We start from the raw sequence: 15,293 nt of genomic DNA, 5'->3' as shown, positions 1-15,293 counted from the left end.
TATCTAAATTAAAAAGCTCATCGCAATATGAATGACATTTCCATTTTGAACACCATTCAAGAAAATTCCACCATCACTTTTAACTGTAACTTCACAAACTGTTGGTCCATTTCCATATGCAAGTGCTGGGAAAGCAATACTTTGTACAGGGCGAAATCCAGCCGGAAGGGTTGCAAATACTGTTGTATTCGCTAGATATTTAACTGATCCAATGACAGATATTTGTTCCCCACTTCTCTTGTACTTCAAAATTCTATCAGGAACACTCTCTACCCCAGTTGTAGGAAGGTTAATCCAACCTGTATCATTTGCTTGTCTAATTGTCCCATCAGTTCGAAATTCTACTCGTTTGGACCAATCCCAAGAGTCACCTTGTTCTTTTGTAGAAGGAGCAAATATCAACTCTCCCTGTGACCCCTTATGAATAACTGATTTAAAAGAACGACTTCCTAACACAATTGCGTTATCGACCTTAAATTCAAGTAATCCATTTATGACGTCGCCAGCTTTCTTAACTAAATTGGTAGAGTCATTGAAAGTAAATCCATCTTTACTGTTATAATCCATAGCTATTTTGTTTCCGACGTAATCATATAGGTAAGTTTGGTCACCTTTTCCAGTTGAATCCTGGCGAGCAAACAATCCAGAAACGTTAGTACCACCCCTCTTTAATAGCAACCCACCGGATGTAGCAAGGTCTATAGCGAGGGAGTTTGTCATAGTGTCACCAGTCTTTTTGACTACATTCATAGTATTTAATTTCTGTTGCAACTCGTCCAACGTTTTCTTAATAATCTCAAACTCAGAAATATAGTTTTCGATTTTAATATTACCTTCTTTTACATCTCGTCTTAATGTAATCCGAATGTCTGGTGTACTAATTCTTTCTGTACTTTTTTCCATAACAAAATAAGCTGTCCAATCATCCGATGTGGAAACAGCTTGTGAGGACAACGTATATGAAAATACACCATTCTTTGCATCAACAATTTCGGCATCGTCTCGAACGAACTGTCCAATTTGATTAATTGCTTCGTACTTTACTGCATACCCTGTTAAATCAACAATTTGCCCCTTTTCTCTTACATATACAGTAATCTTCAATCCGTTTTTATCATTTTGCCTCGAACGAATTGTTTTGGTAAACACAGGATCTGCTAAATCTATAATAATTTCCTCATTTCGCATGACTACACCTCTCTCTAACTATTCCTTTTCACGCGTCTAGGCGGTCTTCTTTGACGTTTTACTTTGTTCCTGTGTTTTATATTTCCTTTAGGCTTTATCGGCTCTAATTCTTCGATTCTAGCATCTGTTTTGGTTACATACTCCTGAAATGCTTTAACAGTCTGCGCAATCATCCCATATAAGCCAACACCATTTTCTTTTGATTCATCCGGAAGCACAACTCCATAATGAGTTGTAATATCATTTGTTGTAAGGATTGGATCTCCTTCTTTACGTTTCATACGCATATCATACAACTCGGCTACTTCTGTCTTAAGGTTGTACTGTTTAATTTCCCAGCCCATTACCTTCTCTAACGCATCAAATTTAATATCCCGTATATTTGTTTTATATTTCTTTTTAGAAGATACTTTAAAATCTGCTGCTAAAACACCGTTGAAATAAGTTCCCCCAGCACTTTTCACTTGCACATAGGTATTTTCATAATTTCTGTTGTTCCGTAATAAAATGTTCTGAAATACGATGTCACTATCTCCACCAGGTGTCAACTTCAAATCAACAACTCGATCTCCATTTTGACGGAAATTAAACCCTTCTTTTGCAGTGAAATAAGCACCACCTGTTCTACTTTCTAGAAAAAGATTATTTTGGCTTCTCAAAGAAGCATAGGATTGTTTTGACTCTAGTTCTAGGCTTTGATCCGCTTTTAGTTCCGCATGTCCATTTTGATTAAACCCAAGGGCCGCTGAAAAATAGACTCTGTTTGGATCACCATTTAGGTATCCATTTGATATTCCGATTCCTCCTGACTTGGGAGAACTCTCGAGTTGGTAAACTAACACTGCACCCTGCGTTGCTGTTATATCATTGTTGCCACCTAATACAATAGTGGGTTGCATGATATTACTTTGATTTATATAGTAGCCCATGAAAATCCGAGTGATATACGATTCCATTAACCTAATAAACTGTTTGGAAATAGAGACATAATTAGAATCATTGGCAGTTCTAAGAGTAGTCCCTGTTATTTCTCCGCCTCGAATCAAATTTCCATTCAATTCTCCAGTAGTAATGAAATCTGCAACAATACGCCCATCTTTTGTCATTGCTATTTCATAAGGACCATTTACCCCGTTTGATGAATACCCTAATCCGTTTATGTTCCACTGCCACACTTTTGAAGCTGTCATTTCATTTTTGGTATCCATAATTAAAATTCGGTCTGGATATACACGTACATTTCCACCAAATCCCGAATTGATTAGTTTTGTTGCATTTTCTTTCGCTGCATCCAGTAAAGATCCTGGCATATTGGATAAATCTTGTTGGATTTGATCTACCTTACCAGCCATATCTGTAAAAGATTCTTTAAAGTTTCCGATGGTTACATTGATATATTCCTTTTTAACCGGATCATATTTATACGCAATAACTTTTGCTTGAATATCAATACCATCTTCCTCATGTTTAACTGTAACAATATCGCCCATCCAGACACGCTGCAAAATTTTATATTCTTTATACTCCTCTGTTTGAGACAACTCTTGAAATTCAACCTTATATGTCGCTTTCGGTTGATCTACCATCTGAATATCAAACATAGCTTTAGCGGCTTGACGTAACCTTTTATATGCCTCTTCTACAGGTAATGCGTCTTCATCATTTGCATTTTTACCAATAGCTGCTTTTATATGATTAAATTCAATAACTCGTATTCTCGGATGTGGATACTTATTAATCAGTGGACTATCTACATATTTTTCTGGTAATAACAATCCGTCAAACCCTTGCGGCATAATTCTGGTAGTAGGGCTTTTCCAGTCCACACTTCCTTCATAACCTAACAAATCTTTTTTATGTCTTATTACTACTCCACGATTAGCTCCTCGGCTTTTCAGCATCTTAACATCGAAGTTGTCTCTTTTTAATTCCCCGCCCCATCGATTCACGAATGAGTTATCTTGGCTCGTATCCAACATTGCTTCCACTGGATTCTTTCGAACAATACGTGCGGTGGATATATTCGTTACGTCAGAATAAAAAGTAAACAGATGCTTATATTGACAACCTGATGATAACCTAGCCATAGCCCCACTACCATTTGTAGGCTGTATAAATATATCTTCAATCAAGTTTTCCGTTAAATCATAAAAAATGTGATAACAAACCGCTTTGATTTCTCCCATGCTCACTTTAGGAGTCACCACGCGAAATAACTGATCCCCATCAGGAGTAGGAACTTTTATGATGCTCATTCCGTCAATCTTCGTTCCATATGGAGCAAATAAAGGATAATTAAAATTAAAAACAAATAAACCGTTGAGTTCTTCCTCAACAGTTGCACTATAAATATGTTTATCTAAAACACCAATTCCGTTATGCGTAAAATCAGTTTCATTTGGTTTATATAAAGTAATCATTATTTATATCTCCATCTTGGTTGAATTGAAATAAATTGAATAGCACCTGACCACTCTATTTTATTTTCTCCTATTTGGAATTCTGGAAAACCACCAATCATCTTATCATTCATTGATACTGTACCACTGTATGCCTCTAATAATTCTGAATCTATTACAACAGAACCATTTACATCTTTAATCTGAAAAGAAACATCATTAATAAAAATTCGAAATGTACCATTCCCTGCAACGAACAACATTGGAGTTGATTCCATTGTACCTGGATTATAAATAGATCCAGGAGTACTCAACATTATATTTGCATCTTCTGTATACTCAAACGGGTCAAGCGTAAAGTCGACTTCAAACTCACCATGTTCTTCGATTTCATTTGCAATATCACCTACTACAACATGTTTAATTTTTCGATACACATCATCATCTGTAAAATATAGTGTCTTGCCATTCATCAACCAAGCCTTCATGCGCCGAACTAATGGCTTAATATTCTCTTCTTCAAGCATATTGAACTTTATTTTTAAAGGGACGTCTTTAAACGCCCCTTTTTTTGTAAGTGAACCATGTCTACCGGGCACTTCAATATGTTCTACTTCCTGTTCTGCTGTAGGAATAACAGGGCGTTCTACCATACATATGCCATAGTCACTTGCTAACTGATTATCGATACCTATGTCTAGCAATTTAAGTCCTCCCTATTCCTATTTTTGAGTTACGCCCTTTTTGAGCAAGTGCATCATCTATTTTTCCGACCATGCGGTCGATGTCACGTTCATCTCTTACAGAAGGATTGTAAATATTGACTACAATTGGTTCACCTCCAACTTGTTGTACAATCGGTTGAACTGCTCTTGTCGCTAATGTAGACAGATTAGAAGCTAAGTTATCTTGTTTATTTATTCCATATAAATTTAACTTTTTAAAAGTATCATCAACCATGTTTGAAATGTTATTAAGAGCGGATTGTAATACATTACCTTTGGTTGACTTTTGGTTTGGAGCATTATAAAAATCTTTAAAAATCTGTTCTCTGAAACCAGCTACTTTCTTACCTATCTCCAACCACTTTCCAGATTCTACAAATTCCTCTTCTAATATCTTTTGAAAAGGATCTCCACTCTCTAATACACTACGAATATAACGAGCAACAGGATTGTTTTCGCTCATACCACTATTAACATCATAACCTTCAAGCTCTTTACCAACTTGTTTAAGTGCATCCCTCATGTCTACGGGTAAATGGGTAATCCAATCATTAAGATAGTCACCATCTTCCAATATTGCCTCAAAATAGCTCCGAAGAGGATTGTTATTATTCATGTCGTTTAAAGTGGAGCTATTGAAAGTATTTAACGTTGTTTCTAATACCGTATACACTGAATTTGCTAAGTTTTTAGCTGCCGCAAGAACTGTCGACATTGATTGTTCCATACCAACAGCAAGCCCAGCACCAACTTGTTTACCAACCTGATCTCGCATTTTTCGAGAAGGGCTATGGATGTCGAAGAAGGAAGTAAAACCATCAAGAATATCGTTACCAATAGATTTCACCTTACTTAACACTTTACCAGCCATACTACCTAGACCGTCTATCAATCCACTTATAATATCTTTACCTATCTTGAATAAATCAATCTTCTTTAATGTATCAACAATCTTCGGTACAATATCTGTCACGATTGTAGAACCTAATTTTCCTACCATACTCACAATACCTTTTATTAAAGCCCAGATCAGTTGAACACCAGCTTCAAGGATTTTAGGTAGATTCTTAATTAACTCTCCTGCTAAAGTAACAATTAGCTTTAATGCTGCTGCAATTAATTCCGGTATCACCTTTACAATCCCAGCAATCAACATAAGTAAAATTTTCACTCCAGCTTCAAGTATCTTCGGCAAGTTTGCAATTAATGTGGATGCTATTTTGACAATTAAATCTAATGCTGCATTAATAAGTTGTGGTAACACTTTTACAATCCCATCAATAATGGCCATTAAAATCTTTACACCGGATTCAATTATTTTAGGTAAGTTTGTTAATAAAGTATCCGCCACTTTGATGATAAGATTTATCGCTAAATCAATAAGTTGCGGTAGCATTTTAATGATTCCGTCTATTAAGCTAGTTAAAACCTTAACACCAGCTTCAATAATCATAGGTAAATTCGCTGTAATGGCTTCAATTAAAGTTGTAATGACTGTAATAATCGCTAAAGCAATCATTGGTAAAGCTTGTGTGATTCCTGTAATTAATGAAACTAATAAATTTATTCCCATTTCAATTAACTGAGGTAAAAATGACATGATTCCGTTAATAATAGTTTGAATAATTGTTACAGCTATTTGGATTAACTGTGGAAGCATCTGCATAATTCCGTTTATTAAAGTTAGAATCAATTGAAGTCCTGTTTCTATCAGAGTAGGTAAGACTTGTACAATTCCAGAAATTAAAGTTTGAATGATTTGTATTCCCATTTGAACAATCATAGGGAGATAGGTAGCAATCATCTGTGAAATTGTGTTTATAATCCCAACAATGGCTTCAAGCATAATTGGAGCTGCTACAACCAAACCATTCACAAGGTTTGAAATCATTTGTGATCCCGCTTCAAGAAATTGCGGTAATACTGTTGTTACGAAATTAGCTATATTGGTAAAGATATTTGTAATAGTTTCAAGAATAATTCCTGAGTTTGCATTCAAATATTCTGCAATAGCTGGCAAATAACGAGATACAGATACAAGAACACCTGGAAGTCCCCCAATAATTGCCCCCGCTATACTAGGACCGATCATCTTAAAGATTTCGCCTAACTGGCTAAAGTCTCCCGAAAAAACAGCTTTTACTGCATCAAAAAGATGAAGGCATGCTTCGCGTATCTTACTGACTGCCAATCCAATCATTTCAGCCGCATTTTGAAATCCTTTTGGCAAATGTGTAATCCAATCATTTAAATAATCTCCATCAACAGCCGTATAGAATAGATATTTACCTAGTGAAGATAATGCGTGTCCAAAGTTTTGAACGCTTTCAATTACATTCGTAATGCTATTTTTGAACCCTTCATTGGTTTGCCATAAATTTCGCATCCAAATAATCAATCCAGCAATAGCTGCCGTTGCGGCTATCACTCCACCTGCTACTAATGCAACTGGACCAGCAACAGCCCCAATACTCACACCCAATATACCAGCTATACTGGATAAGGTGACAAATACTGGGGCTAACGCCATACATGCTCCAACAAGAATCCCAAGCGCGGTTACAATTGTTGTTATAGCTGCTGATAACGCTGGGTGTTCCGAAACGAAGCCCGCAAAAGCACTTATTACATCAGCAATGACTCCCAAAACAGGTTCAAGTGCCATTTTTAAGTCGTTTATAGCTTTTTGAAACTTTACAGCTGGGCTGGCATCCATTTTCTTAATCATTTCATTTAGTTGTTCTTGATTCTTGTTTAAATCTATAACTTTATCTTGAGCGCCAATAAGTGTATTGGTGATATTCTGGCCTTGATCTTCATACATCGTTCCGAAAAGCTTAACACCAATCTCATTTCGCTTTGTTTCATCTTCAATACTAGCCAATGCTTTAGCAATCTCTGTCATAGCTGCTGAACCTTCTTTACCGCCTTTAGCGACAGATTGCCCCCACTTTTCTAACTGATCAGCCGAAATTTTAGTGCCTTCAAGAGCTTCTTTCATAGACTTGTCGACACCTTGACCAAATTCAGCCGCTTTAATACGGCCTTCTTTCAGTCCATCTAAGAGATTATCAATCATTTATATTCAACGTGATTCGCAACGTCACGCCCGTTCTTATGAACTGCTATACGTCACCGTATAGATTAGACTATATCTTCAACTACTTGAGCTGCTCCCCGTTTCGAGTGTCATTTGCTTACACCCTACGTCTCTCGACTAGTCGTTGCACGTTCCTTAATTAAAAGGCTTCGCTCAGTATTGTCTCATTTGAGAGTTCCACTGAATTAAAGGAGTTTTTCATTGTATGTCGCCATACAAGGGAACTATAATCTAATTCCAGGTACCTGTATCAACACCAGCCTCCATAATCGCTTGTACTTCTTCAGCATTGTAACCTGCTCGTGTTAGCTGCCCGCCATATTCAGCGATAATGTCCAATTGCTCAGGAGGAAATCCGATTTTTAACAGCCGATTCGTTAACCCTAAGGCCGTATCACTAGTTATCCCTAATTCATTACCAATTTCATTCGCTTCTTGAATTAACTCAGTAAAATCTATACCTGCATAAGCACTTGCAATGGCTCCTGCTCCTTTTACAATAGAAGCATTAGCTTTATCACTGACAGTTTGATTTAATGCCCATTGTCTACGTGTACCCTCCAGTGCTTCTTCCACATCAACACCATAAGCTTCTAAACCGCGAACCGCTTCTTCTACTGATTTTTTAGAGGATGCTGGAACTTCAAAAGAGACGTCAATTTTTGTTTTTAATTTAGAGGTATCAAGCGCTTGCTCAATAGCTCCTGAAATACCGCCACCAGCCATTAATCCACCTAGAATATTTTCTAAACCGATATCTAATTCTTTGAAACTGTGCGATGCTCTCTCTGCTTCCCGTGAAAGGTCTCTCAAATCATTTCGAACTTGTTGTAATGAGTTCCCATCATCTATAGAACGAAGAGATCGCTGTAATTTCTCAATATCTGCTTCTGTACCTAATGCTTCACGACCGATGATTTGAATCGCTTGTTCTAACTGCCTAGCTGTCGCTGTACCGTTTCGTATTGCGTTTGTAAGGTTATTCCCTAATGCATTTGCAAAATGGTCTACACTCGTTTCAGTCGCATCAAAGAATGTCTTTAATTGTTTCGTTGCATTTTCTTGTTCCTGCAAACTTCTATTCGTCGCACTTAATTGATTCTGCAACTGCTGTTCTGCTGTCCGAGCTTGTATTAGCTGCGTTTCATATCTTTGGATTTCACTAGCATTTTCACCATACTGCTGTTTGGCTTGATCTAACTGTTTTTGATAGTTTTGTACTTTACTAGCTGCAACACTATGTTGCTCTCCAAGGTTATCTATTTTTAAACGTAACTTCTCTATTTCTGAAGCATTCTCACCAAGCGTTGCTTTTTGTAACTCGTATTGAGCATTTAGCTTAGAAAGAGAAGATTGCAACTGCTCTTCCTGTCCTTTTAGCTCTTTTAGTTTTTGAGCCGCTTTAGCTGTTTCACTTGTTCTTTCCTGTTCAGCATCTCTCGCCTGTTTTAAGCTTTCAGAAGTTTGTTTAATACTATTCGCTAACTGTTGTTCTGTTATTTGTTGACTTCGTAATTTTGACTCTAGTTTTGCTACAACAGTAGAATTTTCTCCGTACAATTCTTTAGCACGTTGTAAATGTTCAGCCGTTGCTTGCGTAGCCCTTTGTGCAACTGCATATTGTTGAGAAAGATTTTGAAGTTTTGCTTGTAGTTTTTCTGAATCAGTAGCATTTAACTTCATCTGTTCTTCTTGTAATTTCATTTCTTGACGAAGTTTTTTAGTTTCCTGATTCATGCCCTTCATAGCATCATTAAAATCTTTATTTTGCGCTTTAAATATTACTTCAACTTCCGAATTATTTCTTGCCATTTTCTCACCTACCTTTACTTGGGATTGTTACGCCATGCTTCAAACGCTGTAATCCCTGCGTAGATACGCTCAACAGACGAAATTGGCTCATGCCAAAAAGTCTCTGGATCTATTCCAGAGACTAGGCAATACAAGACGTATTTATCTTCCACACATTCGATTTTTATGTCTGGATTTTTTACTTTTTTTCACCATTACCGCCGCTATTTGTACTTTTTTGGAATGCTATCGCAAATTGATTTGGATCTTGACTGATTACATCTACAACAAGTTTCGTATATAGTTCAATAGATTCTGCTAATGAATCATGATACTTCTGTAAGAAATCATCAAATGTTAACTTCTCTTTTGGGTTTGCGCCTTTAAACGCCATATAAATCACTTTATGAATACTTGTTTGATCGATTTGTTCTAAAGCTGATAAATCTTTATTATCCTCATTTCTTAATCCATCTAATGCTTGGAATTTCACGATATCAGCAATAATCGAACTAGTAATAAGCCCTTCTTCTTGGCCCTTTTTCAAAGCGTAATTTGTTAAAAATGCTGGATAGTCCTGGTCGTTAACAAAACTCTTTTCATACTCACCATCTACTTTTTTAAATTCCACTTCTTTTAATGTTATTTTTTGAACTTTCATCTGCTATTTCCTCACTTTCATTTTCCTCTTATTTATATCCAAAAGAAAAAGCCCTGTATAAAACTAGGGCCTTAAGCTGAAGTTGTTGCTTTAACAAGAGCTGAATTAAATTGTGTATGCCATTTTTGTGCGACTGTCGCATCTGCTAATTCATCCTTAAACGCCTCATAAAAGAAATTCTTTAAATCATCTGGTAGGGCTGTAAATTCTAATTCCATCATCGCTAGTTCCTCTTCACCATTTGCGATTGAAAATTTAAACCCTGTACTATTTGAGCAATTTGGGAACGCAATAAGTTTTACTAAATCTTCAAACTCGTCTACAACATCGGCTGTAAATACAAAATCATATCCTTTAGATTCACTACCATACGCCCAAACACCTGGCTTTAACCCTGTTGTATCAAAACCAAAATAATCCCTCGCTACTTTAACAGGGATGTGTGCCGAAACAGTTATCTTAAGCTCAGTAGTTTTGGATTTCTTTTTAACAGTTGTTCCACCACATAACTTTTTAATTTCTTTAATTTCTGGTTCTCCTTCGATTGTCCCTACACACCCAAATTTTGTACCAGGCTCTTGTATACCTTTCTTTTTAAATTGAATACTTGCATTTGCAATCGACACGGAATCGAATTCTTCAATTACTTTAACCATTTAAAATTCCTCCTCCAATACTTTATCTACACCTTTGTGTAGTTCTGCTAAAATTCTTGGTCTAGCGTTTACAATCCCACGCTCCGCAAATCGTTGTTCTAAGGGATTATGTGAACCTCTTCCTTCGTTCGGGAAGACTAGATAACCAAACGATCCTTTTTTATTAGCCGCTCCACCACGGGCCAATATCCTAAAACCTAAATTCAGTTTTTCACTTTTTGACCAGTTGCTATCTTTGGCATGTGTCTTATTTCGAACACTCCATTTAGAACGAGATACTGGAATAAGCTTTGTAATCTCTTCTATTGCAATTCGTATACCGTCCGTGTGGAGGATGGTATTGATTGTAGGTTCCATCTTATTTGGTAATAACCGCATTTTTTCTTCAAGCTTTTCTATCGCTTCATAATCAAGCTCAAATGCACTCAATTGGAATCACCCTCTTAAACGTAAAAACAACACGGTCAATAAAACGATCTGTATCTTTCACTTGAAGGCGATCGCTTTTAGAAACTACAAAGGATACCATTTTCACCTTGCCAACCCACGAAATAATATCAATGACCTGCTCATCTAAATTCGATTGATTTTCCGATAAATAACTAACATATATATTTTGAGAAATTGTACGATCATTTGAAGATGGCTGAAACTCACCATATTCCAAGATAAAACAATTGTATCCATCTTCTGTTAACTGCGATTCCTCATCTTCTGCTAGTTCATCTTCAACTACTAAAAGCCTAAATCCATCTTCAAGAGCTTTTTTAATGCCCTTTCTTTGCTCCTTCATAAGCTTTTTAGATTTTTCATTCACGAGATTTCACCGCCTGCTGCAAATAAAAGAAAAGATATTGTTTGTTAGAATCATGATCCGCTTTAATCACGTCGTACTCGATTCCACCCATTAATACCTTAAGTTTATTTTTATTTATTTTTCTAAATGAAGGTGGATATAGTGTTTTAACTTTTAAATCTAATCCCGTTGTTAAAACGCCCACCATTTTGTAATCACTATCCCGCAAAGACATCACTTTATAAGCAAGCTTTCCTTCTTCTTGAAACTTCTCACCTATTCTCTTCCCTTCTTCTGAACGCTCTGTTTTTTTATATCCGTATTGTAGAAATCCATCATTCAAAGTTTCTCTATACGCTTTTAGAGCCATTGATTACACCAACTTTTCCTAAAGCTACATCTAAAATAAGTCTGGATAACTCATTTTTATAATTTTTTTCAAACTCATCACCTGCATTGTTATAAACATATCGACACCGTTCTAACAGCAAATCTTTCGGCGTTATCTCCTTTGAAAAATCAAAAGACGCATTTGTTAAACCCAACAAATACGCCTCTCCTTTTTCTAAAAGTTTTATTAAACTAGCATCCTCTTCATTCCAGGTGATTTTAAGAACATCTTTTAGTTCATTCAAAAGCTCATCCATTCACATCACCTTCTAATAAAGTGATAAGTTCAGCCTTTGTTGCATTAGACTTATATTCAATACCACTTTGCTCTAATAAAGACTGAATCTCTACCTTGGTTAATGCTGAATAATTCCTCTCTTCAACAGGAGAGGATGGATTAGGGCGTTGTAGTTCCTTCTTTCGCTTCTAGCGCTGTAATGTCAAATACAGTGAACGAATCCGGATCTAACGGACGACCATTTGCAAGTTGACGAACGAGATATAAACGTTGATCTTCAATTAAACGGATTGTATCGTCTGACTCTAAACGTTGTTCTGAAGCAACTCCCATAAAGTAATCTTTCGGTTTACCAGAGATCATTGTATTTAATGGGACGGCTGGCGACTGGACCATAGTTAAACCTGGCACTCCAAAATTATCATATGTCCAAGTACCATCATCTTTACGTTTTGCACCAATCGGGAAAAATTTTGTTGCATAATCCAAAGGATTCACAATAAGCGTTACCCCTGTATAGCGTTTCGTTCCTCCTTTAGTAGTAGGAGCTAAGATTTTTTTACCGATTGTTACAGGAGTAAAATCTTCTAAAACAACTTTCTTTTTATCTGGATAAATACCATCTGTTACTGATCCTTTTAAATCTTTGATCATACCAATTGGTTGTTTTTTCCCTGTCCCCATAACAATAACTTTTTCTAATTCTTCTGCTACAACTTCTTTCATAAATGCACGCACATACTTATCTAACCACTCAGGACCTAGTTCAAACATAGCTTTACATACAACTAAAAACCCGCTAAGTTTATACATTCCTTCTTCAATTGTTTCAAAACCTTCGTCAATCATTTCTCTAATTGAGTCACATACATCACCCCAAAACGCTGTCGTAGTGCCCTCTTTTCTAACAACCCATTGTGTCTTTGCTCCTACGGTTTGGAAATTAACAAGAGAAAGTAATGGATGTTCCTTTTCTAAATCTTCAAAAACTCGTTCGAAAACAGTGGGCGGCATCAATTGATGTGTTTCGCTAAATGATTTAACTTCAATTGCTGCATTATAAAATTTCTTTTCTTCATTTGTTAAAACACGCACACCGCGAGAGGCCAACACTTGAGCATCCCAATTTTCATTTTTGGCTTGTTGTGCTTCATTAATTACATCGTTCATCATATCCTGAAAATGCTGCATATTGTTCTCCATGTTTGCAACAATACGTGCCGCTACCGCTTGTGCATCACCTGTTTCAAGCGCCTCTTTTACATTATTAATTTGTTGATCTTTATTTTCGATTACCGGACGATCTAAATTTTTAATAGTCATCTTATTCCCTCCTGTTTTTAAGACAATAAAAAAAGCACTGCTTTACGCGCGCTTAAATTTGTTAAGTATATTTTCAGTTGAACCTGCTGCTACGGGTTCATTCTGCTGTTTATTTTTATTTCGGAATTTCTGAAGTACATTATTTTTAAATTCCTCTGGATCTACCACATCGTCATCTTCTATATGTTCATTTACTTTATGAGCCAATCCAATCTCTACTGCCTCATTGGCGGTAAACCATGTTTCATTCGCAATCATTGTCTCAATTTCTGAGCGTTCCCCTTGATAACGGGTCATATAAATATCCGCAAGAGATTTGTCAATTCCCTCAAGAGCATTCAATGTCTTACGAATATCTAATTTTGTCCCCCACGTCCATGTAGAAGCTTCATGAATCATTAACATAGAACCTGTATTCATAATTAATTCGTCTGCTGCCATCGCAATAATAGATGCGGCGCTTGCTGCCAGTCCATCTACGTTAATGATGATTTTTGCCGGATGGTTTTTAAGTTGATTATAAATCGCAATCCCATCAAATACATCCCCACCAGGACTATTCAGATTGATATTAATAACATTTGCTGAAGTAGCTTTCAATGTTCTTTCAATATCAACTGCGGATGTAGAATCACTCCACCATGATTCACCAATATCACCATAAATCGTTATGTCCAGCGAATCAGCTTTTGTTTCTGCTTTAAATGCATGTTGGACATTAGCTAGATGATTATACTGTTCATTTTTATAACGTCTCATTCTTTTCACCTCCCTCCAAAGAATCAGCTTCTTGATAATTCTTTGTAACAAAGCGTTTATTTGCCCATTCTTCTTCAATTGGCTCTCTACCTAGAATAGTTAAGATATCATTGATAGATAAGCCACCTATTGCAAAGAGCTTGTCTAATGCTGTCGCTAGTTTCGTAATATCAACAACTTTAATTTTCGTTGTATCAATCTTTAAATAGGACCGTTTCAAGAAATCCTTTTTCTTGTACATCTTACGATTAAATTCATCTTGAATTAGTTTCGCAATGGGATTAATACAAAAAGCTAAAAAAGAATCCATTTGTTTTTCAATATCTGCAACGTCACCCTTCAAAATACCTACTGGAACATGAAAGGCTGTCGCAACATAATTGAAAATATCATTAATTAAGGCTGCTATATCTCTACTTGTTCCGTTACTCGATGTACCTTTCTGCCCATCACTTAAATCCTCAAGACTATAGCCATCCTGTAATTGAAAAGTAGATGTTTCTTTATTTGGATCTAGCCAATTTTTAAGTTGATTATCAAATAACTCATCTACTTTCTTTTGTGTTTCGTCATCTTGTGCTCTAAAAAAGTTTCCCTTTAGCAAAAACCGCTTACTGTTCTTTCGTTTGTAATAATTAATAGATGATATTAATAATTTCCCTAAACTTTCATACATCCCATCAATTACCTGCATAATGTTTTCATCATTTAATTCAAAATAGAGAACCTCAGATTCTTTATATTCTCGCCTCAAACTTAAATCACCGATAACAACATTCTTATATTCATTCTCCTTAAATGCATAACGATCTACTGTGAATTCATCAGCAATATACAATTGGTCATTTGACATAATAACCAAACACTCATTGTCATCAATTAAATGGTGCACAAGACTATGCATGAATGCAGAAGCATTTTGATTTTGATTCGGTTGGACATTTAGTAGATAGTAATTTTCTCCACGAATTTCTTTTCCCTTGTCAAACGTTTGTATTTCACACATCGTAAGTGCATTTGCAATTAAATCAATACAACTTTCCACTGCTAACTTCTTATAAAAATAATCTACTTTTAATTCATAATCACAACCATCTACAGTTCTAAGGTTTTTACCACTCAGAAACCCTTTAAACCAATCAATTATCCCCATTTCACACCTCCTCGTATGATTAAGTTAGGTTTTTTAGGGACGGGATGTACCTATAAACCCAAGAGTATCTATTTTTATGAGATACTTAAATTTGTAGATAGAGTGTTGCCGACC

General features: G+C 36.1%; 14 protein-coding genes and 1 pseudogene. All 15 read right to left on the bottom strand.

The window, feature by feature from the left end:
* Positions 1–3 precede the first annotated feature (3 nt).
* The 15 genes and pseudogenes from MR168_RS27745 to MR168_RS27680 all read right to left on the bottom strand — a co-directional run bounded on the left by MR168_RS27745 (position 4) and on the right by MR168_RS27680 (position 15,179).
* On the bottom strand, positions 4–1,188 hold the full coding sequence (locus MR168_RS27745; RefSeq protein WP_242291643.1) for a BppU family phage baseplate upper protein: 1,185 nt from the start codon (positions 1,186–1,188) through the stop codon (positions 4–6).
* 14 nt (positions 1,189–1,202) lie between these two features.
* Positions 1,203–3,608 carry a phage tail spike protein gene (locus MR168_RS27740; RefSeq protein WP_242291642.1) on the bottom strand — a complete coding sequence of 802 codons (2,406 nt, stop codon included), beginning with the start codon at positions 3,606–3,608 and terminating at the stop codon, positions 1,203–1,205.
* Positions 3,608–4,291, bottom strand: coding sequence for a distal tail protein Dit (locus MR168_RS27735; RefSeq protein WP_000884126.1), 684 nt, complete (start codon positions 4,289–4,291; stop codon positions 3,608–3,610). The genes MR168_RS27740 and MR168_RS27735 overlap by 1 nt, the downstream gene beginning before the upstream one ends.
* Before the next feature lies 1 nt (position 4,292).
* Positions 4,293–7,136, bottom strand: a complete 2,844-nt coding sequence (locus tag MR168_RS27730; protein WP_242291644.1) for a hypothetical protein — start codon at positions 7,134–7,136, stop codon at positions 4,293–4,295.
* A 507-nt stretch (positions 7,137–7,643) separates the two neighbouring features.
* Positions 7,644–9,224, bottom strand: coding sequence for a coiled-coil domain-containing protein (locus tag MR168_RS27725; protein WP_242291641.1), 1,581 nt, complete (start codon positions 9,222–9,224; stop codon positions 7,644–7,646).
* A gap of 178 nt (positions 9,225–9,402) precedes the next feature.
* Complete coding sequence (locus MR168_RS27720; RefSeq protein WP_199717771.1) at positions 9,403–9,864, bottom strand: hypothetical protein; 462 nt, start codon at positions 9,862–9,864, stop codon at positions 9,403–9,405.
* A gap of 71 nt (positions 9,865–9,935) precedes the next feature.
* A complete protein-coding gene (locus MR168_RS27715; RefSeq protein WP_063264052.1) occupies positions 9,936–10,520 on the bottom strand; it encodes a hypothetical protein in 585 nt (194 codons plus the stop codon).
* Positions 10,521–10,949 (bottom strand): hypothetical protein, encoded by a 429-nt coding sequence (locus tag MR168_RS27710; RefSeq protein WP_080467922.1) that lies wholly within the window; start codon positions 10,947–10,949, stop codon positions 10,521–10,523.
* Entirely contained in the window at positions 10,936–11,337 is a 402-nt protein-coding gene (locus MR168_RS27705) for a hypothetical protein (RefSeq protein ID WP_235606708.1), read from the bottom strand. Before MR168_RS27705 ends, MR168_RS27710 begins: the two co-directional genes overlap by 14 nt.
* A complete protein-coding gene (locus tag MR168_RS27700) occupies positions 11,330–11,686 on the bottom strand; it encodes a phage head closure protein (RefSeq protein ID WP_242291640.1) in 357 nt (118 codons plus the stop codon). The genes MR168_RS27705 and MR168_RS27700 overlap by 8 nt, the downstream gene beginning before the upstream one ends.
* Entirely contained in the window at positions 11,667–11,963 is a 297-nt protein-coding gene (locus MR168_RS27695) for a hypothetical protein (RefSeq protein WP_242291639.1), read from the bottom strand. Before MR168_RS27695 ends, MR168_RS27700 begins: the two co-directional genes overlap by 20 nt.
* Positions 11,956–12,066, bottom strand: a pseudogene (locus MR168_RS33995) (hypothetical protein); the annotation flags it as partial. The gene MR168_RS27695 and the pseudogene MR168_RS33995, both read right to left, overlap by 8 nt.
* A gap of 37 nt (positions 12,067–12,103) precedes the next feature.
* Entirely contained in the window at positions 12,104–13,267 is a 1,164-nt protein-coding gene (locus MR168_RS27690; RefSeq protein ID WP_000153084.1) for a phage major capsid protein, read from the bottom strand.
* A gap of 42 nt (positions 13,268–13,309) precedes the next feature.
* Positions 13,310–14,026 (bottom strand): head maturation protease, ClpP-related, encoded by a 717-nt coding sequence (locus MR168_RS27685; RefSeq protein ID WP_242291638.1) that lies wholly within the window; start codon positions 14,024–14,026, stop codon positions 13,310–13,312.
* On the bottom strand, positions 14,013–15,179 hold the full coding sequence (locus MR168_RS27680; protein ID WP_242291637.1) for a phage portal protein: 1,167 nt from the start codon (positions 15,177–15,179) through the stop codon (positions 14,013–14,015). Before MR168_RS27680 ends, MR168_RS27685 begins: the two co-directional genes overlap by 14 nt.
* Positions 15,180–15,293: the final 114 nt, after the last annotated feature.

Origin of the sequence: Bacillus cereus group sp. BfR-BA-01356 (assembly GCF_022663635.1) — a bacterium.
GTDB classification, from domain to species: domain Bacteria; phylum Bacillota; class Bacilli; order Bacillales; family Bacillaceae_G; genus Bacillus_A; species Bacillus_A cereus.
This window is presented reverse-complemented; position numbering and strand designations above follow the sequence as displayed.

Bases quoted from the DNA above. Each gene is read 5' to 3' on its own strand.
- MR168_RS27715 (WP_063264052.1), bottom strand. From the start codon at position 10,520: ATGGTTAAAGTAATTGAAGAATTCGATTCCGTGTCGATTGCAAATGCA.
- MR168_RS27690 (WP_000153084.1), bottom strand. From the start codon at position 13,267: ATGACTATTAAAAATTTAGATCGTCCGGTAATCGAAAATAAAGATCAA.
- MR168_RS27685 (WP_242291638.1), bottom strand. From the start codon at position 14,026: ATGAGACGTTATAAAAATGAACAGTATAATCATCTAGCTAATGTCCAA.
- MR168_RS27700 (WP_242291640.1), bottom strand. From the start codon at position 11,686: ATGGCTCTAAAAGCGTATAGAGAAACTTTGAATGATGGATTTCTACAA.
- MR168_RS27725 (WP_242291641.1), bottom strand. From the start codon at position 9,224: ATGGCAAGAAATAATTCGGAAGTTGAAGTAATATTTAAAGCGCAAAAT.
- MR168_RS27745 (WP_242291643.1), bottom strand. From the start codon at position 1,188: ATGCGAAATGAGGAAATTATTATAGATTTAGCAGATCCTGTGTTTACC.
- MR168_RS27720 (WP_199717771.1), bottom strand. From the start codon at position 9,864: ATGAAAGTTCAAAAAATAACATTAAAAGAAGTGGAATTTAAAAAAGTA.
- MR168_RS27730 (WP_242291644.1), bottom strand. From the start codon at position 7,136: ATGTATGAAGATCAAGGCCAGAATATCACCAATACACTTATTGGCGCT.
- MR168_RS27695 (WP_242291639.1), bottom strand. From the start codon at position 11,963: ATGGATGAGCTTTTGAATGAACTAAAAGATGTTCTTAAAATCACCTGG.
- MR168_RS27740 (WP_242291642.1), bottom strand. From the start codon at position 3,608: ATGATTACTTTATATAAACCAAATGAAACTGATTTTACGCATAACGGA.
- MR168_RS27680 (WP_242291637.1), bottom strand. From the start codon at position 15,179: ATGGGGATAATTGATTGGTTTAAAGGGTTTCTGAGTGGTAAAAACCTT.